Origin of the sequence: Chryseobacterium hilariae (genome assembly GCF_051400735.1) — a bacterium.
Taxonomy (GTDB): Bacteria; Bacteroidota; Bacteroidia; order Flavobacteriales; family Weeksellaceae; genus Chryseobacterium.
Genome location: NZ_JBLFFJ010000003.1, coordinates 288226 through 312884, shown reverse-complemented (window position 1 = coordinate 312884; position 24659 = coordinate 288226). Strand labels below are relative to the sequence as shown.

General features: G+C 37.2%; 30 protein-coding genes and 1 riboswitch. Of the genes, 14 read left to right on the top strand and 16 right to left on the bottom strand.

What is annotated here, in order from left to right:
- The first annotated feature begins 71 nt into the window (after positions 1 to 71).
- Positions 72 to 998 carry a malate dehydrogenase gene (locus ACMGDK_RS10965; RefSeq protein WP_111956739.1) on the top strand — a complete coding sequence of 309 codons (927 nt, stop codon included), beginning with the start codon at positions 72 to 74 and terminating at the stop codon, positions 996 to 998.
- 80 nt (positions 999 to 1078) lie between these two features.
- Here the strand turns inward: ACMGDK_RS10965 and ACMGDK_RS10960 are convergent, their stop codons facing one another.
- The 7 genes from ACMGDK_RS10960 to ACMGDK_RS10930 all read right to left on the bottom strand — a co-directional run bounded on the left by ACMGDK_RS10960 (position 1079) and on the right by ACMGDK_RS10930 (position 5576).
- On the bottom strand, positions 1079 to 2014 hold the full coding sequence (locus tag ACMGDK_RS10960) for an alpha/beta fold hydrolase (protein ID WP_436807986.1): 936 nt from the start codon (positions 2012 to 2014) through the stop codon (positions 1079 to 1081).
- Positions 2015 to 2171: 157 nt separating this feature from the next.
- The gene (locus tag ACMGDK_RS10955) at positions 2172 to 2420 is read right to left on the bottom strand and encodes a redox-active disulfide protein 2 (RefSeq protein ID WP_111956743.1); all 249 of its coding nucleotides are present in this window, start codon (positions 2418 to 2420) and stop codon (positions 2172 to 2174) included.
- 1 nt (position 2421) lies between these two features.
- Complete coding sequence (locus ACMGDK_RS10950) at positions 2422 to 3018, bottom strand: hypothetical protein (RefSeq protein WP_436807985.1); 597 nt, start codon at positions 3016 to 3018, stop codon at positions 2422 to 2424.
- A 103-nt stretch (positions 3019 to 3121) separates the two neighbouring features.
- Complete coding sequence (locus tag ACMGDK_RS10945) at positions 3122 to 3859, bottom strand: SDR family oxidoreductase (protein ID WP_436807984.1); 738 nt, start codon at positions 3857 to 3859, stop codon at positions 3122 to 3124.
- Between the two features lie 70 nt (positions 3860 to 3929).
- Positions 3930 to 4514, bottom strand: a complete 585-nt coding sequence (locus ACMGDK_RS10940) for a TetR/AcrR family transcriptional regulator (protein WP_436807983.1) — start codon at positions 4512 to 4514, stop codon at positions 3930 to 3932.
- A gap of 119 nt (positions 4515 to 4633) precedes the next feature.
- Positions 4634 to 5167, bottom strand: a complete 534-nt coding sequence (locus tag ACMGDK_RS10935) for a GNAT family N-acetyltransferase (RefSeq protein WP_436807982.1) — start codon at positions 5165 to 5167, stop codon at positions 4634 to 4636.
- 16 nt (positions 5168 to 5183) lie between these two features.
- Entirely contained in the window at positions 5184 to 5576 is a 393-nt protein-coding gene (locus ACMGDK_RS10930) for a VOC family protein (RefSeq protein WP_436807981.1), read from the bottom strand.
- 313 nt (positions 5577 to 5889) lie between these two features.
- Here ACMGDK_RS10930 and pafA point away from each other — a divergent pair, with 313 nt between their 5' ends.
- A complete protein-coding gene (pafA, locus tag ACMGDK_RS10925) occupies positions 5890 to 7536 on the top strand; it encodes an alkaline phosphatase PafA (RefSeq protein WP_436807980.1) in 1647 nt (548 codons plus the stop codon).
- 191 nt (positions 7537 to 7727) lie between these two features.
- On the opposite strand, the gene ACMGDK_RS10920 is transcribed toward pafA, so the two are convergent.
- The 6 genes from ACMGDK_RS10920 to ACMGDK_RS10895 all read right to left on the bottom strand — a co-directional run bounded on the left by ACMGDK_RS10920 (position 7728) and on the right by ACMGDK_RS10895 (position 11289).
- Positions 7728 to 8042 carry a barstar family protein gene (locus ACMGDK_RS10920; RefSeq protein WP_436807979.1) on the bottom strand — a complete coding sequence of 105 codons (315 nt, stop codon included), beginning with the start codon at positions 8040 to 8042 and terminating at the stop codon, positions 7728 to 7730.
- A 189-nt stretch (positions 8043 to 8231) separates the two neighbouring features.
- Positions 8232 to 8747, bottom strand: coding sequence for a ribonuclease domain-containing protein (locus tag ACMGDK_RS10915; RefSeq protein ID WP_436807978.1), 516 nt, complete (start codon positions 8745 to 8747; stop codon positions 8232 to 8234).
- 22 nt (positions 8748 to 8769) lie between these two features.
- Positions 8770 to 9564, bottom strand: coding sequence for an NAD(+) synthase (gene nadE / locus ACMGDK_RS10910; RefSeq protein WP_436807977.1), 795 nt, complete (start codon positions 9562 to 9564; stop codon positions 8770 to 8772).
- A 12-nt stretch (positions 9565 to 9576) separates the two neighbouring features.
- On the bottom strand, positions 9577 to 10110 hold the full coding sequence (locus ACMGDK_RS10905; protein WP_436807976.1) for a GNAT family N-acetyltransferase: 534 nt from the start codon (positions 10108 to 10110) through the stop codon (positions 9577 to 9579).
- A gap of 1 nt (position 10111) precedes the next feature.
- A complete protein-coding gene (locus ACMGDK_RS10900; protein ID WP_436807975.1) occupies positions 10112 to 10639 on the bottom strand; it encodes a GNAT family N-acetyltransferase in 528 nt (175 codons plus the stop codon).
- A gap of 8 nt (positions 10640 to 10647) precedes the next feature.
- Entirely contained in the window at positions 10648 to 11289 is a 642-nt protein-coding gene (locus tag ACMGDK_RS10895) for a leucine-rich repeat domain-containing protein (protein WP_436807974.1), read from the bottom strand.
- A 52-nt stretch (positions 11290 to 11341) separates the two neighbouring features.
- Here ACMGDK_RS10895 and gldB point away from each other — a divergent pair, with 52 nt between their 5' ends.
- The 9 genes from gldB to ACMGDK_RS10850 all read left to right on the top strand — a co-directional run bounded on the left by gldB (position 11342) and on the right by ACMGDK_RS10850 (position 18597).
- Entirely contained in the window at positions 11342 to 12325 is a 984-nt protein-coding gene (gene gldB / locus ACMGDK_RS10890) for a gliding motility lipoprotein GldB (protein WP_436807973.1), read from the top strand.
- A 190-nt stretch (positions 12326 to 12515) separates the two neighbouring features.
- Positions 12516 to 12842: a gliding motility protein GldC gene (gene gldC, locus ACMGDK_RS10885; RefSeq protein WP_116010852.1), complete on the top strand. Its 327-nt coding sequence runs from the start codon at positions 12516 to 12518 to the stop codon at positions 12840 to 12842.
- Positions 12843 to 12873: 31 nt separating this feature from the next.
- Positions 12874 to 13434: a hypothetical protein gene (locus ACMGDK_RS10880; protein WP_436807972.1), complete on the top strand. Its 561-nt coding sequence runs from the start codon at positions 12874 to 12876 to the stop codon at positions 13432 to 13434.
- A gap of 11 nt (positions 13435 to 13445) precedes the next feature.
- Complete coding sequence (locus tag ACMGDK_RS10875; RefSeq protein WP_436808264.1) at positions 13446 to 14588, top strand: cystathionine gamma-synthase; 1143 nt, start codon at positions 13446 to 13448, stop codon at positions 14586 to 14588.
- Positions 14589 to 14607: 19 nt separating this feature from the next.
- Entirely contained in the window at positions 14608 to 15090 is a 483-nt protein-coding gene (locus ACMGDK_RS10870; RefSeq protein WP_436807971.1) for a nuclear transport factor 2 family protein, read from the top strand.
- Between the two features lie 5 nt (positions 15091 to 15095).
- Positions 15096 to 15548: a GNAT family N-acetyltransferase gene (locus ACMGDK_RS10865; protein ID WP_436807970.1), complete on the top strand. Its 453-nt coding sequence runs from the start codon at positions 15096 to 15098 to the stop codon at positions 15546 to 15548.
- An 80-nt stretch (positions 15549 to 15628) separates the two neighbouring features.
- Positions 15629 to 16135 carry a DinB family protein gene (locus ACMGDK_RS10860; RefSeq protein WP_436807969.1) on the top strand — a complete coding sequence of 169 codons (507 nt, stop codon included), beginning with the start codon at positions 15629 to 15631 and terminating at the stop codon, positions 16133 to 16135.
- A gap of 192 nt (positions 16136 to 16327) precedes the next feature.
- On the top strand, positions 16328 to 16876 hold the full coding sequence (locus ACMGDK_RS10855; RefSeq protein ID WP_436807968.1) for an L-threonylcarbamoyladenylate synthase: 549 nt from the start codon (positions 16328 to 16330) through the stop codon (positions 16874 to 16876).
- A gap of 299 nt (positions 16877 to 17175) precedes the next feature.
- Positions 17176 to 18597: a CCA tRNA nucleotidyltransferase gene (locus ACMGDK_RS10850; RefSeq protein WP_436807967.1), complete on the top strand. Its 1422-nt coding sequence runs from the start codon at positions 17176 to 17178 to the stop codon at positions 18595 to 18597.
- 159 nt (positions 18598 to 18756) lie between these two features.
- Here ACMGDK_RS10850 and ACMGDK_RS10845 read toward each other — a convergent pair whose 3' ends face one another.
- From ACMGDK_RS10845 to ACMGDK_RS10835, 3 genes are all read right to left on the bottom strand, one after another.
- Positions 18757 to 19800: a DUF5074 domain-containing protein gene (locus ACMGDK_RS10845; protein WP_436807966.1), complete on the bottom strand. Its 1044-nt coding sequence runs from the start codon at positions 19798 to 19800 to the stop codon at positions 18757 to 18759.
- Positions 19801 to 19812: 12 nt separating this feature from the next.
- Positions 19813 to 21672, bottom strand: a complete 1860-nt coding sequence (locus ACMGDK_RS10840) for a TonB-dependent receptor plug domain-containing protein (protein ID WP_436807965.1) — start codon at positions 21670 to 21672, stop codon at positions 19813 to 19815.
- 31 nt (positions 21673 to 21703) lie between these two features.
- Positions 21704 to 21878, bottom strand: a riboswitch (cobalamin riboswitch).
- A gap of 233 nt (positions 21879 to 22111) precedes the next feature.
- The gene (locus tag ACMGDK_RS10835) at positions 22112 to 22594 is read right to left on the bottom strand and encodes a cytidine deaminase (protein ID WP_111956797.1); all 483 of its coding nucleotides are present in this window, start codon (positions 22592 to 22594) and stop codon (positions 22112 to 22114) included.
- Between the two features lie 98 nt (positions 22595 to 22692).
- Between ACMGDK_RS10835 and namA the strand changes: the two genes are divergently transcribed.
- The 3 genes from namA (at position 22693) to tssD (ending at position 24631) form a co-directional block, all read left to right on the top strand.
- Positions 22693 to 23745, top strand: a complete 1053-nt coding sequence (gene namA, locus ACMGDK_RS10830; RefSeq protein WP_436807964.1) for an NADPH dehydrogenase NamA — start codon at positions 22693 to 22695, stop codon at positions 23743 to 23745.
- Positions 23746 to 23752: 7 nt separating this feature from the next.
- Complete coding sequence (locus tag ACMGDK_RS10825; RefSeq protein WP_436807963.1) at positions 23753 to 24046, top strand: DUF2752 domain-containing protein; 294 nt, start codon at positions 23753 to 23755, stop codon at positions 24044 to 24046.
- A gap of 180 nt (positions 24047 to 24226) precedes the next feature.
- Positions 24227 to 24631 (top strand): type VI secretion system tube protein TssD, encoded by a 405-nt coding sequence (tssD, locus tag ACMGDK_RS10820; RefSeq protein WP_436807962.1) that lies wholly within the window; start codon positions 24227 to 24229, stop codon positions 24629 to 24631.
- The last annotated feature ends 28 nt before the right edge of the window (positions 24632 to 24659 follow it).

The following is a 24659-nucleotide window of genomic DNA, read 5'->3' as shown; positions in this document are numbered from 1 at the left end:
CAGGAATTGTTAAATTTGGGCGTTTCAATTTTTAGACTAAACTAAAAAATAATTTAAAAAAAGTATACAATATGAAAGTAACTGTAGTAGGTGCAGGCGCTGTAGGAGCAAGCTGTGCAGAATACATCGCAATGAAAAACTTCTGTTCAGAAGTAGTTTTAGTAGACATTAAAGAAGGATTTGCTGAAGGTAAAGCAATGGATTTGATGCAGACTGCATCGCTTAACGGATTCGATACCAAAATTACCGGAACAACAGGAGATTACAGCAAAACTGCAGGCTCTCATGTAGCAGTGATCACTTCAGGTATTCCAAGAAAACCGGGAATGACAAGAGAGGAGCTGATTGGTATCAACGCTGGTATTGTAAAAGAGGTTACTGAAAACTTAGTAAAAAATTCTCCGGAAGTTATTATCATCGTAGTGTCTAACCCAATGGATACTATGGCTTACCTGGTACACAAAACTTCAGGTCTTCCTAAGCACAAGATCATCGGTATGGGTGGTGCATTGGATTCTGCAAGATTCAAATACAGATTGGCTGAAGCATTGGAAAGCCCTATCTCTGACGTAGACGGTATGGTAATCGCTGCACACAGTGACACAGGAATGCTTCCATTATTAAGCAAAGCGACAAGAAACGGTGTTCCTGTAACTGAATTCTTAAGCGATGAGCAACAAAAATATGTAATCGAGGAAACTAAAGTAGGAGGAGCTACATTGACTAAATTATTAGGAACTTCAGCTTGGTATGCACCGGGTGCAGCAGTTTCTGTAATGGTTCAGGCAATCGCTTGCGACCAGAAAAAAATGATCCCTTGTTCTCTAATGCTTGAAGGCGAATACGGACAAAATGATATCTGCTTAGGTGTTCCTGCTATCATCGGGAAAAATGGAGTAGAGAAAATTGTAAATGTAACGCTTACTGCGGATGAGCAGTTGAAGTTTGCCGAAGCAGCGAATGCGGTGAGAGAAGTGAACGGAGATCTTAAGTTTTAATTAGATTGAACTTTATAAAGACTCAGCGCGGCCGAAGGCCGCGCTGAGTCTTTTTTATTCCAGAAATCAATTCCTCATCATTACTTGTGTTTACTTATAAAACGCCAAACTGCATTTACAAACTCCCTGTTTCTTTCATAATACAAAAGATGTCCTCCATCAATAGAAACAACTTTCTGATCAGGGAACTGAAAGGTTTTGTAATGTTGAGTTCCTACAGCTTTATCCTTTTTTCCGGTGATAATTAATACAGGAACATGAATATCTTTCGTCATCGGTGCATAATCAGTATAATATTCCGGAAAGTCTTTAGGTTTAGAGATCACAGCCATCCCAAAATCTATGATTCTAGGATGAAGGGAATCTATTTTGTCCATCTGTTTAATGGTTTCAATATCTTCAGTAAGAAATTTATACCCGATTCTTTTCTTTCTTAATGCAGCGCTTATTTTTGAAAGTTCAGCAGAGAGGCTGTCTTCAGAAACGGCTTTGTTTGGTTGTTGGAGCAGGCTGTTTCCATATTCGATCTGTTCTTTCACGGATTCGTTATTCAGGAAATGGAGAGTAATATTGGACAGAATGAGCCCTTTTATATGCTGAGGATATTTTTTAGCGTAATTCACTGCAATAATTCCTCCGAATGAATGGGCAAGGAGAAAAACCTTATCAAGCTTCAGGTGCTGCCTCAGTTCTTCAATATCCTGAACCAGTGCATCCATGTGGTAATTCTCTGATTTTCCGGACTCGCCGGATCCACGCTGGTCCATATAAATCATCTGCATGTTTTTTTCCAGGCTGCTTCCTCCCAAAAGTTCAAATGACGGATATCCCTGGCCGGGACCTCCCGGAACATAGATACAGGCTTTCCCTTTTCCGGAAACTTTATAGCTGATCTTAACATGATCAGAGGTTTCAAAAGATTGCTCAGCACTGCTTTTCTGTGCTGAAATACCAATTGCAGCAAGGAATAATAACAGGAGGAAGTGGATGTTTTTCATATCATAATAACAGTTCATGGAGAAGATTTATTACTTCATGCAGGTTCTTTTTTTCTGCTTTTAAGTTCAATCATCTGCATCGATTATTGTATGGAAAAAAACTTCAGATATAAGACTCTGTACTTTCACTTTTTAAAATGAACTTTACAGATTTCAAAATGTTGAATTTTAAAATTTACTGTAGATTTCTTCTTTGCTTTTCTTTTTTGAGATTTTGCCAGTTGATGATATTGACGACCACTAAAGGGAATAAGCAGATGGGAATAATCATGATTGGGCTGAAGCCTTTCTTAAGCATCAGGGCCATAGAGGCAAGAAAAAGAAGAGTTATTGATACACCAAGCATAACAGTAAGTATCTTCAGTTTTTTTTCATTACTGATCAGTTCTTCATCGGTGTATTCGGATATTGGTTTACTTCTCATATTAGTTTTTTTTGATGGCTTCCAGGGTTCCTATGTTCCCGACAGGTGCAATGATGATGTTTTTATTTCCCTTTGAAACATAAAAATAATACGTACTGTTGATATCAATTAAATAAATATCTGCAGGTGCTCCTGAGCCGGAAGTTATTTTATAATTATATTTTAAATCCTGGTTTTCAATTCTTTTTTTAATGATGCTGCCCTGTCCGATACCTAAACCCACAAATAAAGCGAGAAGTTCTATCGCTACCAGTAAGCCGAATATTGGAATCATTGCTTTTCGAAGGTCTTTCTTACCGACTTCATTGTCTATTTTGTAGCTTCCTAGTAATTTTTTACCCCAGTTTGTATGACTGTTTCTGAAGATAATGGTCTGAATAATAAAGAAAAAAAGGATGACAGAGATCACCACGATGATCAGAATAGGACTTGAAGCCATATCTGCAATCGGGCTGATGAGGATATCTGTGATTGATGAATATTTCAAAATATTTACGCCCAACTGATAAAAAAGAATACTTTCCTTTAAAAGTCCAAGAATGATAAGATATAAATATCCCAAAGGCAGTAATCCCTGAATTTTTTCTAAATATTTCATCTCACTAATATATTATTTTATCCTGATATTGTAGTAATCAAATCCAATGGGAATAATATAAAAAAAGAGCGGTAAAAACCGCCCTTAATTTAATACTTTCCAGCTATTTGTTCATTACATCAAAGGCGCCTTCGGAGCCTGCAAAGAAATTGCTGTACAGAACTTCGGTATTTCCAATACGGATCTCGTAAATATCGTTAATAAGAGCATTTACAAAACTATCGGCTACTTCTGAAGCCGGAATACCATTTTCTCTGCCTCCGATCTCTGCGGAAAAATCTGTATTGACAAGAGGTGGCATCAGCTCAAAGACTTTAACAGAAGTATCTTTTGCAAGCTCATGTCTTAGTATTTTAGTGTAAGAATGGAGCGCTGCTTTAGAATCGGAATAAGTGGGAAGATGGGAGCCCGGAGCAAATGCTACAATTGAAGAAACATTGACAACCGCAGCGTTTTCCTGCTGTTTCAGTAAAGGAAGTATTTTTTCAGTCAGACGGATAGGTGCGAAATAATTGGTTTCAAATTCAGCAACTGCCTTGCTGTACGTGTCTGATGTTTCAGAAATTGTATAAACATAAGCATGTCCTGCATTGTTGATCAGAATGTTCAATCCGCCGAAATTCACTTTAATTTCCTCAATCAGATGGTTTATATCTTTTTCATTGGTGATATCAGCCTGAATAGTAAAGATATTTTCCAGTCCGTTGGCTGCTGCATCAAGCTTTTCTTTATTTCTTCCCACAATAATAATTGTGTTGGATGCATTCAGTGCCTTTGCAATTTCTAATCCGATTCCTGAGCCTCCGCCAGTGATTAAAATCGTGTTGTTGGTAATGTTCATGACATTTTTGGTTTTAAATTAATATGTATTTTTAAATTGTACTAATTGGTACAAAATAGAATAAAAAATTTTAACTGAGTATTTTAAGATTCATTTCAATAATGCTTTTAAGGATTTTCGGTGAGCTTTCCATTCTTCTTGTAACGTGGATTCCGTTCCAGAGGTTGCTCAGGTGCCATCCGATAATTTCCGGATCTTCAGTACTTGTGAGTTGCCCGTTTTGCTGTGCATTCCTGATTGTTTCTGCAAAAAGGGACTGCAGTTTTTTCAATATTTGAGCGGTTATTTTTTTTATTTCATGATCTTTTTCAGAAAGCTGTATCAGGGCATTTCCTAAATAGCAGCCACGTTCCTTATCACAATCAGCTGCTTCGGCAAGATTCAGAAAAAACTGCCTGATGAACTGTACTTTATTTTCAGAGGCAGCAATGCTGTCTGAAAGTTTTTTATAAAAATATTCTGAAAACTGAGTAATCGACCGGACATAGAGTTCCCGCTTTCCACCTTTAAAGGCCAGATAAAAACTACCTTTCCCAATGCCCATTGCGCAGAGCAGTTCGTCAGCAGAAGCCGTATTGTAGCCTTTGTCCCTGAAAACTTCAGTTGCTTTTGTTATAGCTTCCTGCTCGTCAAATATTTTAGGTCTTCCTGCCATTGGTATTTTTCTGGGACAAAGATATTTAATTGTACCATTTAGTACAAAATAAAATTTTCAATATGTTTTATAGTTTCTATCGATTATAAATGTTAATAATTTAGTAAAGCTGCTTCATGTTACAGATCCAAAGTCATAAAAACAGCAGTTTCCTCCGGATGTTCATAGAGTCTTGTATTGATTCCCGTAATGCTGAAGCCCATTCTTCTGTAAAACTGTATGGCCGGATAATTGGTATTCTGTGTTTCAAGTTCAATGATTCTGCAGTTTAAATGTCTGGCTTCCCGGACGGCATTTTTGATCAGTTGCACTCCGGCTCCGTTTCTTCTGGACTTTTCGCTGATCAGAATATTCTCAATATAAAAGCTGTTGTTCCATGTCCTGTGTTCACAGATGATCCAGCCTATCAATTCATTATCCTCAAAAGCTCCGAAAGAATGCCCTTTTTCAATAATTGCATTAAGCTCCTCAATGTCGGTGGAATGGGTTTCCCAAATCTTGGTATAGGTCAAAGATTTGTTTTTTAATATAAATTCAAAAGAGTCGCCATATTCAACAAAAGAAATGGAAAGAATCTTGTCTGTAGTGTATCCATTAAGTCCCCAGCGTGATGTGAGATTTTCAGTCAGTTTTTCTAATTTTTTTATTTCCATGGAAATGTGATTGGGCTTATTGAACTTCTGTACAGATTTCTACTAAATAATGATCAGGATCTTTGATATAGGCTACTTTCTGTCCCCAAGGTTTTACTGCAATATTTTCATAAAGAACGGCTCCGTTTTTAACCGCTTTATCTAGAAGGTTTTCAACATTATCTGTTGTGAACCCTAATTCGATTCCGAAAGGTTTTTCTTCAGATTTGGAAGATAAAAACCCCCGCTTTATATTGGAGCTGGCCAGATCTATGGATGCAAAAGAAAGATTGGTTTCTCCAGTGATAAGTTCTCCGTAATCTTTTTCAGGTGTGATAAATTTAATTGGCATATCAAATGTTTGGTGATAAAAATTCATTGATTTTTCAACATTTTCCACATATAAAATGACGTATTTGAATTTGATCATAATAGTTTTATTTTCTATTTAAAATGTATTCTTCGTCGATGATTAGTTCCACAAAAGGACCATTCCGGGGATAATATTCCATTCTACTAAAACCCGAGTTTCCAGTTCAGCCGGATTGTCAGCATGTCCTCCAAACCCTTTGAAAAATTTGAAAAATTGAAAACTATACATTTTCAGGGAATTTAAAATACCAATATACTCCTAAAATCATTTCTGCACTTATTAGTTTAATAGATGTTCTCAAATTTAAAGAAAATTTCACACTCCAAAACTTTCAAAACCCGTAAATTTGTGGTCAACAAAAATTTACTAGATGCTTAGGAAAATTTCAATTGCGGCAGCGGCTTTATTGTCCGTAATTACAATCAATGCTCAGAAGAACAAAAATTCTCAATTAGAAAGACCCAAATTAGTCGTAGGATTAGTGGTAGACCAGATGAGGTGGGATTATCTGTACCGTTTCTACAATAAATACGGAAACGATGGTTTCAAAAGACTCCTGAATACCGGATACTCTTTAAATAATGTCCATATCAACTACGTACCTACTGTTACGGCTTTGGGACATACCAGCATCTATACAGGTTCAGTGCCTGCAATCCATGGTATTGCCGGAAACGACTGGACGGATAAAGAAACAGGGAAAAATGTTTACTGTACAACAGATGAAAACGTTCAGCCGGTAGGAACAACCAATACAAAAATAGGAAGCCATTCTCCAAAAAACCTTTGGTCTACTACGGTAACGGATGAATTGAGACTGGCTACCAATTTCCAGGGAAAAGTGATCGGGGTTTCATTAAAAGACCGTGCTTCCATTCTTCCGGCGGGCCATACTCCGAACGGAGCTTTCTGGTTTGATGACAGTACCGGAAACTTTATTACGAGCACATGGTATATGAACGATTTGCCTCAATGGGTTAAATCTTTCAATTCACAGAACCTGCCTGAAAAATTAGTAGCAAACGGTTGGAATACTTTGCTTCCGATCAATCAGTATACAGAAAGCTCTCCTGACAATTCTTCGTGGGAAGGGTTGCTGGGAAGTGCAAAAACACCTGTTTTCCCTTACAGCAATTTAGCACAGGATTACCAAGCAAAAAAAGATAATATCCGTTATACACCTTTCGGAAATACACTGACGCTGAAACTGGCTGAAGCTTCTGTGGAAGGTGAAAAATTAGGAAGTGACCAGATTACTGACTTTTTAGCGGTCAACCTGGCTTCTACAGATTATGCAGGACATAAATTCGGTCCTAATTCTATCGAAGTGGAAGATGTTTATTTAAGACTTGACCAGGATCTGGCTCAGTTTTTCAGCTACCTGGATTCAAAAGTAGGAAAAGGGGAGTATACTGTTTTTCTTTCTGCTGACCATGGTGGAGCTCATTCTGTAGGATTCCTGAAAGAACATAAAATTACTACAGGATTCTTTGGAGAAGGAATGGAGAAGGATATCAATCAGAAGCTGAAGGACAAATTCGGATTTGATAAACTGATCAATGCAGTAGACAACTATCAGATTTATTTTGACAGAAAGCTGATGCAGGATAATAAAATTGAGCTGGATGACCTGAGAAATTTCACGATCAAAGAGCTAGAGAAAGATCCTACCGTTTTGTACGCGGTATCTGTGGATGAAGTGCAGGAAGCTACTATTCCGGAGCCGATCAAGCAGAGAATCATCAACGGGATCAACAGGCAGAGAAGCGGAGATATTCAGCTGATTTCCCATGATTCCATGCTTCCTCCATATTCTAAGACAGGAACTACCCACAGTGTATGGAATTCTTATGATGCACACATCCCATTGATCTTTATGGGGTGGGGAATCCAAAAAGGAGAAAGTAATAAGGCTTACAATATGACTGATATTGCACCTACCGTTTCATCATTACTGAAAATTCAGTTCCCAAGTGGAAATATAGGAAACCCGATTACAGAAGTTATTGGAAGATAAAATCACAAAAAAGCATTCTGAAAAGGATGCTTTTTTATTATACATCATTCATCGTTGATCATTTGACCTTATCAACCCTTGAATCTATTCTTCAGTATAGATTCTATTCAACAGATTGAAAGGTGAAAATAAAAAAACTTGACCAAAAAACTCGCAGAATTTTCTGCGAGTTTTGTTTTATTGAATTGGAATTATTCTTCATCTTCTGAATTATCTTCATCTTCTTCGTCCTCATACTGTTCCAGGTAATAAGTGAAGCTGAAATCTTCTGTTTCATCTTCGGCATCTTCAAGAGTTGTCAGAAGATCTTCAAAGATCTCAAGCTGGTCTACCGTCATATTCACAAATTCAATGTGAAGCGGCAGCTCCAATCCTCCGGTAATAATGTCGGAAAGTGCATCAAGATTATCTCCAAAATGTTCTGGAAGACTAACTTTTTCCTTTAATTGGGTATAAAAATCTTCATAGTCTCCTATGTTCGTAAAATCGATATATATTGTCTTCATATTCATTTCTTTTTCTTATTAATTTATATTGGTCATTGCGAGGAGCGTAGCGACGAAGCAATCTTAAAAAACATCCATGATATTTTCAATATCGTCGGTTAAATCTCTCCACTCAGGGTTTCATAGGAATGTAATCTTATTGATTTAAAGATTGCTTCGTCGCTGTGCTCCTCGCAATGACATATTCAACTACTGCTTCTCAAAACTTTTATAATGGTTTTTAGTCAGATAAACATTACCATTTTCCGTAAAGATAATCCGGTCTGCATTTCGGTTTCCACAGCTGTAATTCACATCAGCTTCGTAATATTTTTCACCTTGAGGAAGCTTCTTTTCCCGGTTTCCGAACTTGTCTCCGCCTATAGCCTTACCTGGCAATACGTCGCATAGATTACCTTTTGAAGCATTCCAGCCAAGTTTTCTTGCTTCATTTTTAGTGATATAATAATCCGGAAGTCTGTGATTCTGCTTTACATAATTAATGACCGTTTTCTCCTCTGTGAGCTGGTCAATAGGCTGTGAGGAATGGTTTGCATTACTACCTTGGGAATGTGGAGATCCGCTTCCATAGCTTGTAGCTTCTGTTTTTACAGTCTCTGTACTTCCCTTTTTGTCTGCAATAAAGTTATTGTAGATATACATCACGGACATTCCGAAAAGAAGTCCCAGACAAATAAAAAATACTGACCTTATTTTACCGTTCATATATTAATCTTATCATTCAAAACTAATCATTTCTCCATTCCTCCGGAATATCACAAACCGGAATAGGATTTATTTTATGCTGAGCTGCTTTGTGCATTCTGTCAAAAATTAAAAAGACTTCTTTATCACGGCCTTCATAATCATCCGCAGTTTTGGTTCCGTATTCTTTCTGGATCTTTTCCAGTTCGGGATAAGTTGCGCCAATCTGCTGCTCGTCTGTTCTGTCTACATCCCAAAGCCCGTCTGTAGGAATCGCTTCCTGAATATTTTTAACCAGATTTAAAGCTCTTGCCAATGTATATACTTCTGTTTTATAAAGATCTGCGATAGGAGAAACATCTACACCGCCATCACCATATTTCGTATAAAATCCGATTCCGAAATCTTCCACTTTATTTCCCGTTCCGCATACCAGAAGACCATTGATCTGACCATAATAATATAGAGTAAGCATTCTCAGTCGGGCTCTTGTATTGGCGAAAGCAAGTTTTTCATTAGGATAAAGATCATCCTTTACATCAAATGTTTTATAAAGTTCCTCAAAAGCGGGCGTAAGGTTCACAGACATAGTTTCTACATTGGGAAACTTTGATTTCAGATCATTCATATGTTCCCAAGCACGGTTCACCTGGTCTGGTTTCTGACGTATCGGCATTTCAATCAGAAGAGTTTTTAAACCTGTCATCGCTGCGAGAGTAGAAACCACTCCGGAATCCACCCCTCCGGAAACACCTATTACATATCCTTTTACATTAGCTTTTACAACATAATCCTTTAACCATGCTACAATATGATCTATTACTTTTTGAGTCTGCATTATTTATTTTTTTTAGTCTATTCCAAATTCTTTAGGGTATTTTACTACGCCTTTTATATTTTTTAATCCGTCTTTTATCAGTTCTACAGCCATTCCATTCACTTCAGGAATTTCAAACGGAAAAGAAATCCCAAAATTACTGGTTTTTTCGTAACCAAACTTAGGATAATAATTTTCATGCCCGATTAAAATAACCGATTTATATCCTAATTCTTTAGCAATTGAGTGTCCGCGCAGAATAAGCTGCCTTCCGATTCCCTGATTCTGGAACTCAGGCCGTACGGAAACAGGAGCCAGGGCCAGCGTTTCAAATGTCTCAGTATTATTCACAATTTTAAGCTTTGTGAAGAGAATATGGTCGGCAATTTCACCGGCTTCAGTTTCAGCAACAAGAGAAAGCTCCGGAATGAAGGCATTAGATTTTCTTAATTTTTCTACAAGGAAATGTTCCTGATGATCACTGTGTTCCATAGCTCTGAAAGCTTCTTCTATAAGCTCAAATACTTTTTTATGGTCCTTTTTCTCTTCCTGTCGTATTGTAAGCATACTATTGCAGATATTTTTCACGTCTTAGCTCATACCAGTTACAGATTCCATCAGGTTCTGTGAATTCACCGGTTTTTTCAAAGCCTAATTTCTTTAAAATATGATTGGAGCCTTCATTTCCGGAATGAGCATGCGCATAAATTACGTCTGCCTTCATCTCGTGAAAACCCAGTTCCAGAGATGCTTTTGCAGCCTCCAGTGCATAACCTTTTCCCCAGGATTCAGGTAAATAACGATAGCCAAGATCAAGAACGTTTTTATAACCATTGATCTCTTCGGTTAATAATTTCAGTCCGCTCCAGCCAATCAGAAGTCCGGTTTCTTTTTCAATGACAGCAAGCCTTCCTGTCCCATTTTCATCATATTGCTTTTGAATCATTCTGATTACAGCTAATGATTCGGCCTGTTCCGTGAGTACCGGGACCCCGATATATTTCATTACTTCCGGATCAGAATCCAGCAGAAACATCCGTTCAACATCTGTTTCTTCAAGCTTTCTTAAAATCAGTCGTTCTGTTTCTAGTTTCATGGTCATAATTATTGTTCAGCTCCGAAAATGGTTAGATCAGTTTTTATTCCTTTCTTAATGTCTGATTCCTTCATTAGATTCCCACCAATATTCAGCGTTTGAAGGCGTGGATTTTTTGAAATGTCAAGTTTTTGGATCTTATTGTGTTCGATGTTTAATTTTCTTAAATTTTTGAGTCCGGTGATATCAATTGTTTTTAATTGATTTAAAGATAATGTTAATTGGTCAATTCTTGGAGTCTCCTTGAGTGAAATATTCTCCAGAAGATTATTATCAAGATACAGTGAAGCTAAGTTTTTAAGACCTTCCGCCCTGAAAGAAGTAATCTTGCATCCCGTACAGGAAAACAGCTCGAGATGAGACAGACCTGTAATGGAAATATCCGGAATTGTATTATCATCAAGCACGATCATTTTAGCATTGGTAAAAAGCTTTGCGTCATCAGCTGATGTAATGTTCTTCTGAACCAGAAATAAATTAGTGATTATATCTGCTTCCAGCTGTTCCAGTGAACCGTTTTTATTGAGATCAAAATTTTCAAGGACGGCTTTTTCAAAGTTCGGATCCTTAAAATTAAGTTTTTGGGCACAGGAAAGAGATAATCCTGAAATAATAAGGCTGAAGGTTGCAAATATTTTAATTTTCATCATCGATTGTGTTTTTAATCCTTATTTTTGTGTACTTAAATTTCATGTAAAAATAATGAAGATTTTTAGAATTATTGCCCTTTCTTCTATTTTAGTTCTCGCTTTGGATTCCTGTAAAAAAGAACCCGAAAACCAGTGGAAAGTAGAAGTGAAAGAACCTGCTGAAAAAGTTGAGATGACGGATATTTCCAAAGAATTCTATAATCAGGATATTCCTTTGGATCAATTCAAGGCTAAGTTTCCGTGGTTTCAGGGAACGGTTTCGGATGCAGATTTTGGAAAAAGAAGATCAGATGCAGAAGAGATTAAGATCTATAAAGAAGCAGTTGCTAAAATAGATCAGGCGAAACTTCAGAAGGAGCTTCAGGATCTCTTTTCTCATATCAAATACTATTTTCCGCAGTTTAAAAGTCCTAAGGTTTACCTTTTTTCATCTGCCCTTCAGATGGTTCAGGATCCTATTTTTTATGATTCAAAGGGAAATCTTCTTTTTATAGATATTACCGGATTTATGGGTGATGGCAATGCCAATTACAAAGGCCTTGAGCTATATTTTCAGAAGTCGATGAATCCGCAGAATATTGTTCCTAAAGTTTCACAGATTTTTGCGGAAAATATTGTGACAGAATCTCCGGATCATCAGAAATTCATAGATAAAGTTATTCTGAATGGAAAGATCATGATTTTGCAGGATGCTTTTCTTCCGGATACACCGGATTACCTGAAAATGAACTATACCAAGAAACAATACGACTGGGCCGTAGCCAATGAAGCCAATATCTGGAATTATTTTGTAGAAAGTAACCTGATCTTCGGCGATGATCCAAGACTGGTAGAGCGTTTCATTTCTCCGGGGCCATTTTCAAAGTTTTATACGGAAATCGATAATGAATCCTCGCCCCAGATTGGAATTTTTACCGGCTGGCAGATCTGTAAGGCCTATTTCAGACAAAAACCCGAAACTAAACTCGTTGATTTTTTAAAGCTTGATGCTACCAACATCTTTAATGAAGCGGTATATAAACCTAAGACACCATAACGGTCAAAAAATATAACAGCCTTCAAGTAATTTGGAGGTTATTTTTTTAATTTAAAGACCTGGTATTTCCATATGTTGTCAGAGAGGGAATTTTTTTCACTTTAACAGTCATTTACTGATGAAGATAACTTCGTAGAAATTTTAGATAAGCTGAAGAAGTATTAACTTTGCGGAAAAATTTTAGATTGATATGAGAAAAACTCAGATTACAATAGATGTAGAGTTGGATGAGAACCACATTCCTGAAAATATAACATGGAACGCCCAGGACGGCGGTGTGGAAAAGGAAGAAACGAAAGCAACGATGATCTCTGTTTGGGATGATAAAACAATGGAAGCGTTAAGAATCGATCTTTGGACAAAAGAAATGCCGGTAGATCAGATGAAGATGTTCATTCATCAGATTTTGGTATCTTTAGGGAGTACTTACCAGAGAGCAACCGGAGAAGAAGATGTTGCACAGTGGCTGGAGCAGATTGCCGATGAATTTGCTGTAAAATCAGCTATCAGAATGTAATACCAAAACTCTGCACCAATCACAAAATTATATGAAAAAAGCACTTTTACTCATCAGTACAGCGGTATTGTTGGCCGCGTGCGATAAAAAAACCGAAGTCAAAGAAACCAAAACAATAGATTCTGTTGTAACGGTTGAAAAGCTTCCTGCATCTGAAAATAAAGATATTTCCGGGACGGAGAAGATTTCTGAAAACTCGGAAATGGATATCACATTATTCAAAGAAAAGGAAATTCCTGCCTACATGTTAAAGGGAAGCCTTCATCCGCACGATATGGAAGGCGAATCTGTTATGGAGCTTGTTCCCAGTATGGATGATTTTATTAAAGGAAACGGCTCAAATATTGCTTATATAGATGATTCCCTGAAAAAAATAATTCTCAAAATAAACGGAAAATTTGAGGAGCTGAAAGAAACAGGTAAGGATAAATACGAAAACAGTGAATATCTGGTTTCTTTTACAACCACAGTTCCCGATAAAGTTCCGGAAGAAATAGACGTTCTGGCATATGCTTTTAACGGAAAGCTGGAAGTAAAAAGAAAATCTGATAACGTTTCAAAGAGCCTTGATTTTTTCATGGGAGGCTTATAAAAAATAAAAATATTATGAATTTTAATACAAAAGTAATTCACGGAGGGCAGCATCACGAGTCTGCAACAGGTTCTGTAAATGTTCCTGTATTTTTAACTTCTACATTTGCACAGAAAAGCCCGGGAGTACATTCCGGATATGAATACTCAAGAGCTGCCAATCCTACAAGACAGGCCTTGGAAGACTCTCTGGCAAGCATTGAAAACGGGGCAAGAGGTCTTGCTTTCGGTTCCGGACTGGCTGCCATTGACTGTGTTTTGAAATTACTGAATCCTGGTGATGAGGTGGTAGCAGTAGATGACCTTTACGGTGGTACTTACAGAATGTTTACAAGACTGTTCGAAAAATATCAGCTGAAATTTACTTTCGTGAATTTTGATGATGTTTCGAAGATTGCTGATGTAATCACGGACAAAACAAAACTGATCTGGGTAGAAACTCCTACCAACCCTTTGATGAAGCTGGTAGACATCAAAGCGGTAGTTGAAATCGCAAAAGGGAAAGATATTCTGGTTGCTGTAGATAATACTTTTGCAACACCCTATATCCAGAGACCGATTGATCTGGGAGCAGATATTGTAATGCACTCAGCTACAAAATACTTAGGTGGACATTCAGATGTAATTGCCGGAGCACTGATCGCAAAAGATGCTGAATTAGGAGAGAAACTTCACTTTATTCAGTTTGCGAGCGGTGGTATTTTAGGACCTCACGATTCTTACCTTGTTTTAAGAGGAATCAAAACTTTAGCATTAAGAATGCAGCGTCATTCAGACAATGGTCTTGCTGTAGCAAAATATCTTGAAACACATCCTGCAGTGGATAAAGTAATTTACCCTGGATTGGAGTCTCACCCTCAATATGAACTTGCCAAATCTCAGATGAAGGAATCAGGAGGAATGGTTTCCTTTACTTTCAAATCAGGTAAAAAAGAAGATGCTGTTAAATTCCTTGAGAAAGTAAGAGTTTTCACTCTGGCTGAATCTTTAGGAGGAGTAGAATCTTTGGCAAATCACCCTGCATTGATGACACACGCTTCCATTCCTGCAGATAAACGTGAGGAATTGGGAATTACAGACGATTTAGTTCGTTTGAGTGTTGGTATCGAAGATGCAGAAGATCTTATTGCAGATCTTGAAAAAGCTTTTTCTTAACACTTTAAAATAAAATATAATGAGAAAGATTCATTTATTTCTGATCCTAATTTTTGTCAGTCAGATGGTATACTCACAGGTAAAAACTACCGACGAATTGTATAAGACAGCTAAAAAGCTGGACAGTCTGATATTTGATATAGGATTTAATAAATGTGATCTTTCTCATTATAAATCTATAGTCAGTAATGACCTGGAATTTTATCACGATAAAGGAGGAATTACTTCCGGAGAAAAAGCATTTACCGCTTCCATTAAAAACAATATCTGTGGCGGGCCCAATAAAGTGAAGCGTGACCTTGTACCCAGCAGTATGAAAGTCTATCCTTTGTACAACAACAATGTTTTGTATGCTTTTATAGAAGAAGGGGAACATGATTTCTTCGAATTTTCCAATGGGAAATGGAATCAGGGAAGCCGTGCAAAATTTACTATTTTGTGGATCCAGGAAGATAAGCAGTGGAAAATGAAAAGGGTATTAAGCTACGATCATCATTTATAATCAATATGAAAAATACCAGAAAAGCTGCTTTTGAAGATTTAAGTCAATTAGCGGAATTATTTGACCAATACAGAGTTTTTTATCACAAAGAATCTGATATTCCAGCGGCTGAAAATTTTCTCAGAGAAAGAATAAAAAACAAAGATTCTGAAATTTTTGTGGCGGAAGAAGATGGCAAACTGACAGGATTTGTTCAGCTGTATCCCATATTTTCATCCACAAGAATGCAGCGCTACTGGCTGTTGAATGACCTCTATGTCAACGATAATTACAGAGGAAAAGGTTATTCCAAAGAATTGATTGAAGAAGCCAAAGAGCTTTGCAGATCATCAAATGCCTGTGGAGTTCTGTTGGAAACAGGAAAAAGCAATGATGTCGGCAACCAGCTATACCCAGCCTGCGGCTTCGAGCTGTATGACTCTGTGAATTTCTATGAATGGACGAACAGGGAAAATTAAAAATGTGAATAGTCAATTGTGAATGTTCAATGGTCATTAACAATACATCATACATCAATTATCACTTATAACTAAAAAATATGTCTGATTTTCAAAAATACGTACAAAGATATTTAGACCAGATTCCTTCTGAGAACTGGATTGAAGAATTAAAAAGATCTGGAGAAAAAACTATAGAACTGTATTCGAATCTCACAGAAGAACAGTCTTTTTTTGCTTATGCAGAAGGGAAATGGACACTGAAAGAACTCTTACTTCATTTATCAGATACCGAAAGAATATTTCAATACAGAATTCTGGCTTTTGCCAGAGGAGAAAAGGCTGAGTTGCCAGGCTTTGATGAGGAAGAGTATGCTGCCAGTTCTTTTGCAGACAAAAGATCTTTAGAATCTTTACTGGAAGAATATACGCTTGTCAGAAAGTCTTCTCAGATCCTATTGGAAACCCTTGAGCCATCTGTTTTAAACAACATAGGGACGGCTAATGGAAATCAACTGGCTGTAGAAACCATAGGGAAACTGATCGTAGGGCACAATTATCACCATTTGAGTATCATTGAAGAAAGATATCTTCCTGGATTAAAATAGATTACAACCAAGAACCGGATTAACGGGTCTTAATGGAATATAAAATTCAATAGGAACGGGCTTTAGCCCGTTTTTTTATGACAATTTGCTGAAGCTATTAAATTCACCTACAAAAAACATTTATCCTCTATTTTTTTGGTTGAACCTTCCCATTTTTTTACCTTTATACAGGTTTTTATGCCTTATTACATTATGGAAAACATTATAGAAATATTAAAATCCGGCGGAACGATTCTTTATCCTACAGATACCATTTGGGGAATCGGTTGTGATGCTACCAATATAGATGCTGTCAATAAAATCTTTGACATCAAAAAAAGGGAAAAAAACAAATCGATGATCATTCTGGTAGAATCTGAAAAAAGACTTCAGGACCTCGTGGATGTTCCTGAAATGGCCTGGGAAATTATTGATCTTAGCGAAAAGCCGGTAACTATTGTTTATGAAAATCCCCGCGGACTTCCGAAAGAGTTGCTTGCTGAAGACGGAAGCATAGGAATCAGATTGATAAAAACAGATTTTTGTAAAAAGCTGATCACTAAGCTGAATAAACCTCTTGTTTCCACTTCTGCCAACTTTAGTGGCGATAAAAGTCCCTTGAAGTTTTCGGATATTTCGCCGGAAATCATTAAGCTGGTAGATTATGCGGTAGAAGAAGACAGAGAAAAGGTTTCAAAATATTCAGGTTCCTCAGTGATAAAAATATGGAGTGATAACAGGATTAAGGTTCTTCGTGAATAAAATCTTGTAATAATTTTTTCAATTTAAATCTTGTCAATGTTATATCGACAGGATTTCTTTTTTTTAATTTCTATCTTTGCAGTCTTCAATATAAAAATGCTGGAGAAGTTTCCTAAACTGCATTTTGAACTGATAAGATCAACGGCGGATGTCAATTCGGTGGCGCTGTTTTACTGGTCTATTATGGATAACATGCTGTGGAACCATGCTTTTGATGAAAAAAGAAAATTTAATGTATGTCCATGTATGATTAGTGGAAAAAAATATATTGCTAGAAAAAGACGACCTATTTATTAACGATGAAAATTAATCTTACCCAAAATAAAAATTTAAAACTATTCAAGATCATTGCTGATGCTGCGGAAAAAAACAATCAGTCCGTATACATTGTCGGCGGTTATGTCCGTGATCTTCTGATGAAGAGGGCAGCATCTACAGATATCGATTTTGTGACAGAGCAAAACGGTATTGAGCTTGCACAGACTGTTGCGAATGATATTGATCCCAAATTAAAAGTTTCTGTCTTCAAAACGTACGGAACAGCCATGATCAAATATAAAGATCTTGAGCTTGAATTTGTTGGAGCCAGAAAAGAAAGTTATACCGAGAACAGCCGGAAACCTGAAGTAGAAGGCGGAACACTGGAAGATGATCAGAAGAGAAGAGACTTTACCATCAACGCAATGGCAATTTCTTTGAATAAAGCTAATTTCGGAGAACTGATAGACCCTTTCAACGGTGTTGAGGACCTGGAAAAAGGAATTCTAAGAACTCCTTTAGAACCGGCGCAAACCTATTCTGATGATCCGTTGAGGATGATGAGAGCCGTTCGTTTTGCTTCGACATTAAATTTTGTCATTGAAGAAAAATCTCTGAATGCTATAAAACAGGAGGCAGAAAGGATCAAGATTGTTTCTATGGAAAGAATCATGGTTGAATTCAACAAGATCATGATGTCCAAAAAGCCTTCTGTAGGATTGGGATTAATGGAAGAGACGGGACTTTTAAAACTGATCATTCCTGAGCTGATCGAGCTGAAAGGAGTAGAAGAAGTGGAAGGGCAGACTCATAAAGATAATTTCTACCACACGCTGGAGGTTGTAGACAATATTTCAGAGAATACAGATAATCTTTGGCTACGATGGTCCGCATTGCTGCATGATGTAGGTAAAGCGCCTACTAAAAAATTCGTAGAAGGAACAGGATGGACTTTCCACGGTCATGAGTTTTTAGGCTCAAAAATGGTAAAGACCCTTTTTCACAGACTAAAACTGCCGCTGGGAAACGATATGAAATATGTCCAGAAGATGGTGAAGCTTTCGTCCCGTCCTATTGCCCTTATTACCGATGATGCCTCAGATTCTGCATTGAGAAGACTTTTATTTGATGCCGGTGAAGATCTGGAAGATCTGTTTACCCTGTGTAAAGCAGATATTACAACCAAAAACTCCAAAAAACAGGACAGATTCAAAAAGAACTTCGAATATGTAGCAGTGAAGATCAAAGAAGTGGAGGAAAAAGATCAGGTGCGTAATTTCCAGCCGCCGATCACAGGAGAAGAGATCATGCAGATGTTTGATCTGAAACCAGGAAAAGAGATCGGAATTCTCAAAGAAAAAGTAAAAGAAGCCATTCTGGAAGGTGAGATTCCCAATGACAAGGAAGAAGCTGAAAAGTTTGTCATTGCAGAAGCGGAGAAGCTGGGATTGAAGTATAATTAAAACTTAAAATATATAAAAGGCTTCGGCGGGACAAAGTCCCGCCGAAGCCTTTTATAATCAGTAAAAACAAAATCAGGCCGCTTCTCCGAAGCGGCCTGAAAAAAAACACAAATGATGAAAAAAAATAAAATTTATAAATAATACCGAAGTATTAATGTCTTAGTTTGCATAGACTGAGTTTGAGCCTATACCCGTTGTGAACGATCTGATGATAGCTCCAGAAGTATTATAAACTACAATTTTGCTGGCCTGGGTAAATCCATTGGAATCCGAAGTGAAAATTTTGTCATTGATCACACTGAAACCATATAAAGCAGAATACGCATCAACACTGTTCGCTACAGTAAACAGCGGCGATGTAGGTGCTGTTGCAGCGCTCATATCCATCTTGTAAACGTTTTTCCCTGAAGTGAAATAAAACTTACCATTGGCAATTTCAAGGTTCGTAGCATTGGCAATACCTGTTAAAGTAGTTGTTTTTGTAATGCTTCCTGTGCTTGAGATCTGGTAAATATAAGAATCAGCAGTTCCTGCAGCAATAGCATACACATTTTGGTTGCTTGAAATGATCTTGTTGATGTTTCCTGCTGGCAGCGTGATCGTAGACTGAACATCGTTAGTAGAAGTATTGATATAAGTAATCTTATTTCCAAAACCAAATGAAGCATTCTGAACAAAAATATTGTTTCCCGCTTCTACAATTCTTTCAGCAGCATCTGTGAAAGTGATTTTTTTGATGAAAGAACGGTCTGAAGCTTTATAGATGCTTACATACTTGGCTCCTAAATATTTATCATTCGTTACATAAATATTGTTGTTGGCAAAAGCCATATATCGGGGAGCATTAAGTTCAGCGGTAATCTCGCCATTCGCTTTAAAGTTATAGCGGTTTGCGATCTGGATCTTATTGGAATTATTCAATAACAGATATGCATTTTCACCATTGAAAGCAACCATCTGTAAAACGTCACCTAATTTTGCTCCTCCATTATTAAGGGCAAAAACATTATCCTGTTTAAGGTTCAGGTCTGCACTTACAAACGTTACGTCACCTTCAGGTTTTCCGAAAGTACCTTCATTAGCGATTAAAAAACCATTGCCATAGAATATTTCCGGCTCATCATTATTATCACTGCTACAGGACACGATGCCCAAAAGAAGTGTAAAAGAAAAAAGAAGAGGTAGAATTTTGTTCAGTTTCATAATATTTTTAAGTTAAAAATTAATAGTTGCGTACATACTGTAATTTCTCTTAGGCATCGGATATAAAGATACCGTCTGATAAAATGTATTGGTAACATTGTTCACTTTAAATCCTAAAGTGTATTTCTTGAAAAGTGAGGCGGAAATTCCGGTATTTAAAATAAAATAAGGATCAATAGCTGTAGATCTTTGTTCATCCGTAGTTGTGTAGGTAAGACCGTTGAAAAGCCCTTGTGCATATAGCTTAAAGAATGAATAGCCATACTCGATATTTCCGACAGCTTTATGGATCGGAACATACATCATCTGCATTTCAGTATTCTTGTTGACAGATTTCGAATAAGTGTACCCTGCATCCAGCTTTAAAGCATGTTTTCCGAATTTCTTATTCCACTTAACCTGTGATTCCAGCCCGTAAGATTCAACTCTGTACGTATTCACAGGAGCCCAGTATCCGTAAGGTGTAGGAAGCCAGTTGATGAGGTTTTTGATGTCCATATAATAAGGACTCAATGTAATTTTAAAATCTCCTAAGCTGAACTCATGGCTCATGTCAATGTTCGTGGACGTTTCAGGAAGCAGATCCAGGTTTCCTCCCGGCTGCCAGTAAAGATCATTAAAAGAAGGATACCTGAAATTTCTTGAAAAATTGACTCCCATACGGTACCATTGTAAAGCATCCCATTTTCCCGAAAAAGAATACAGAAGGGGAGAAGAGATATCCTCTACAAAATCCTTCTTGATACCGGCTTCAAAACGAAGCTCCTTCGTGGCAAAATATCTGATTAAGCCGGATAGAGAACCTACATTTCTGCTGATAACCCCAATTCCGGATTGATTGTCTTTTTCTGCTTGATAGCCTTCACCCTTATTCACCTGGAATTCCCCAATAACATTAATGTTGATTTTTGGAGTGATGAAATAGTTGAAGTCATTTTTGAAAATATAGTTCTTTCCCTCTGCACCACTTGTTTTAGGCTGGTTAAGATCTGAAAAATACTGAAAATTATCTTCCGTATAAGCCGCTTTTAAGCTGTTTGAAAGATTACTTTTATTGATATCCCATGCGATCAGGCTTCTCAAAGTCTGCGCGTTATATTTTGTTCTGTTTCCAATTTGTTCAAAAACAGGATAATGCTGTGACGCATCGAACATCTGATTCTGCCATGAAATAGTCTGATGATCAGCAATTTTATAAGAAGCTCCGATGTTAACTGAAGTATTGTAATATCTGCCGTTAACATTATAAAATCCCGTGCTTCCTACAACAAACTCTGGGACTTTATAATCATTTTGGCTTGTAAAATAGCTTCCCGAAACCTTAACGCTTAATTTATCATTGCTGAATGAAGCTTGCATAAAATTATTATAAGTATCAAAAGAGCCCGCCTCCGAATAAACAGAACCCTTGAAGCCCCTGTTGAAATCCAGAATATTATTTAAATGAATGCTTCCTCCAATAGCCCCGCTGCCATAAACAACACTGCCTCCGCCAGCTTTTATATCAATCTGGTCATATCCGAAAAGTGGAATATTATTCACATCTCCCTGTCCTAGAAAGCTGGAATTAATATTAATTCCGTTCCACACAAAAGCGGTCTGCTGAGCTGTTGTTCCCCTGAATGAAGGCGAAGAAACCGCCCCACGGCCATTTTCTTTCACATAAATAGAAGACTGAAAGCGTAAAAGTTCAGAAAGATTAGCTGAGTTTTTCTCGAGATCTTTTGGAGTGATCGTACGTACCGGATGGAAAAGCTTTACCTTGCTCATCTGGCTGTCAAAAATATAAATGGTGTCAACCGCTTTCTCCTGTCCGAAGAGAAAGCTGCCGTAAGACGAACAAAGCAGTAATAAAGACCTTTTTATATCCATACTATTTTACTTTTCCTCCGAAAGTAATACGTTTTGAGTTATAATTTTGGCAGGTCTCCTGACTTTCGCTTTCTGCACCTTCCCGTATAAACAGTGGTTTTTTGCAGAAATCTTATTGCGATTTACAGTTGCGGGGACAGTTTGGGAGTTACACCCAATTCCCTATTATTTCCAAAATGCTGGAAACCAAAATTTTTGCAAAGATAACTTTTTAAATTTATTGCACAAAAAGACAAAAAGTCAATTGTGAGTGGTCAATTGTGAATAGTGAATAGTGAATAGTGAATTTTGCTTCGCAAGGAAATTTATAAATGTATAAATGATCAGTATTGAACATGACAGTACAAAATTGAAAATAATTCTTAAATTAACAATTCACTTGCAAAGCAAAATTCACTATTCACATCAACCAAAATTTCCTATTCACAAAATTTCACCTTTACAAAAACGATGAATCAAAATAGAAAGGAAGCAGGTCTTTAATAGAATGTACCTTCACCACTTCATCATTCATGCTTGAAAAATAAAGGATGATGTTTTCGTTCTGTTTCGTTTCATATTCTATTAAACTTTGCCGGCAGGCTCCACAAGGTGGAATCGGAGGATTTTTCTCATGAAATTCTTTAGGACCTCCAACGACAAAGATCTTTTTTACCTTGACATCCGGAAAATTGGCTGCCACCCAGAAAAGAGTCGTTCTTTCTGCACATAACCCCGATGGATAGGCTGCATTCTCCTGGTTGTTACCGGAATAAATTTCACCGTTTTCCAGTAAAACGGCACATCCTACAAGGAAATTCGAATAGGGCGCATAAGCATTTTCACGGGCCTGAATCGCTCTCTCAAATAAGGTTTTTTCTATATCGTTCAGTTCACTGCTGTTTTTAAAATGCTCGTAACTGATCTGTATGTCTTTTTTCATATATTAGTAAGACTAAAAAGGGGGCCAAATTTACTTCTTTTTCATCACTTCGACAATGTTTTTTTTATTCATCATTAAATTGAAAATCAAAAAGTAAAATGTTATACACACCAGTAAAATTTAGAAATATAGAATTGAAAAACAGATGGGTAATGTCTCCTATGTGTATGTATTCATGCGACAATGGATTGGCTAATGATTTCCATTTTGTACATTATGGAAGCAGATCCCAGGGCGGAACAGGCCTTATCATGGTTGAAGCTACGGGAGTAGAGCCACGCGGAAGAATTACCAACCACTGTATGGGAATCTGGAATGATCAGCAGGCGGAAGAGCTTAGAAAAATTGTTGATTTTGTTCATTCCCGTTCAGAAAGTAAAATAGGGATCCAGCTTGCCCATGCCGGAAGAAAAGGTTCTACATGGAATAACCTGCAGATCCCTGTTGAAGAAGGATGGGAAACCGTAGCGCCAAGTCCTATTCCTTACCATCCTACTGAAAGGATTCCGCATGTTCTGACTGCTAACGAGATTAAGGAACAGGTACAGAACTTTAAAGAAGCAGCGAAAAGAGCTGTAAAGGCAGGTTTTGATATTATAGAAATTCACGGCGCACACGGATACCTTATCCATCAGTTTTTGTCACCACTTTCCAACATCAGAACAGATGAATATGGCGGTAGCTTTGAAAACAGGATTCGTTTTCTTTTGGAAATTGTTGATGCTGTCAATGAAGAGCTGGATGAAAATACAGCACTTTTTGTAAGGATTTCCGGAACCGAATATGCCGAAAACGGATGGGACATCAATGACAGTGTAAAGCTTGCCGAAGTTTTAAAAGAACATTCCGTAGACCTGATAGATGTTTCAAGCGGTGGAAATATCCATGGCGCAAAAATACCTGTATTTAATGGCTACCAGGTTCCTTTTTCATCCCAGATCAAAAAAGAAGCCGGTGTGAAAACCGGAGCAGTGGGATTAATTACAAGTGTAGAACAGGCCGAAGAAATCCTGGAAAAAGGAGAGGCAGACCTCATATTTGTGGCAAGAGAAATCTTAAGAAACCCATATATTGCCGTTCAGGGATCATTTGACATGAAGGAAGACTGCTTCTTCCCTCACCAATATACAAGAGCGAAAATTTCATCATAAAACCGGAATGAAACTTGAAGACTTTATGCTCACCTGTCCCAGCAAGAAATTTTTGGGAATAGAATGCCTGGGATGTGGTGCCCAGAGAGCAATTGTTTTGGTATTTGAAGGCAGGTTCTCAGAAGCCTTTCATCTGTATCCGGCTGTTTATACACTGCTCCTGTTTCTTTTTACCCTAGGTCTTAGTTTTGTAGATAAGAAAAGGAAATACGGTACTATACTGATGATAATGATTACTGTAAACCTGGTCATCATGATCATATCTTATTATTATAAACATTTTTATATGCATTCTCATTGATAAATAAAGTTAAGAACTGTATTTTTTTAACTTTTAAATGATATGAGTAGAAAAAAAGTCGTAGAATTACTACAAAATGTAAATATATTGACTAAAAACTTTTTAAATTAGAGCATGAAGTCTATCTTTGTTAGACAAACTTTATGAATAGTATAATCATTAATGATTAAAATATAGAATATGGCAGGAAATTCAAGAGGAATCTTAAAATTCAATGGAGGCGAAGGACAAAAGCTGTTAAAGCTTAATTACAGCGTATCAAGATCTACAGATGTTTCAGGACGTGTAGCATCAGATCCATCGAACGCTTTGATTAAAATAACAGTTGAAGCAACTGAAAAGTCTGATATTCTGGAAAGCTTACTGAATGGTAAATATAAGCCGACAAGCGGTGAAATTACATTTAATAAATCACATGAAGAAGGCACATTGAATACCCTGAAGTGGGAAAACGGATATGTAATTCAGCACGAGATGGATTTTGATGCTGTTGACAGCAACAGTATGCTGGTAAGCTTCGTGGTAAGTGCAGAAAGCATTACCTATGGAAATTCACTATATAACGGATTCTGGCCATTAGGCTAGGTCCCGAGTAGTATAAAATACAAAGAGA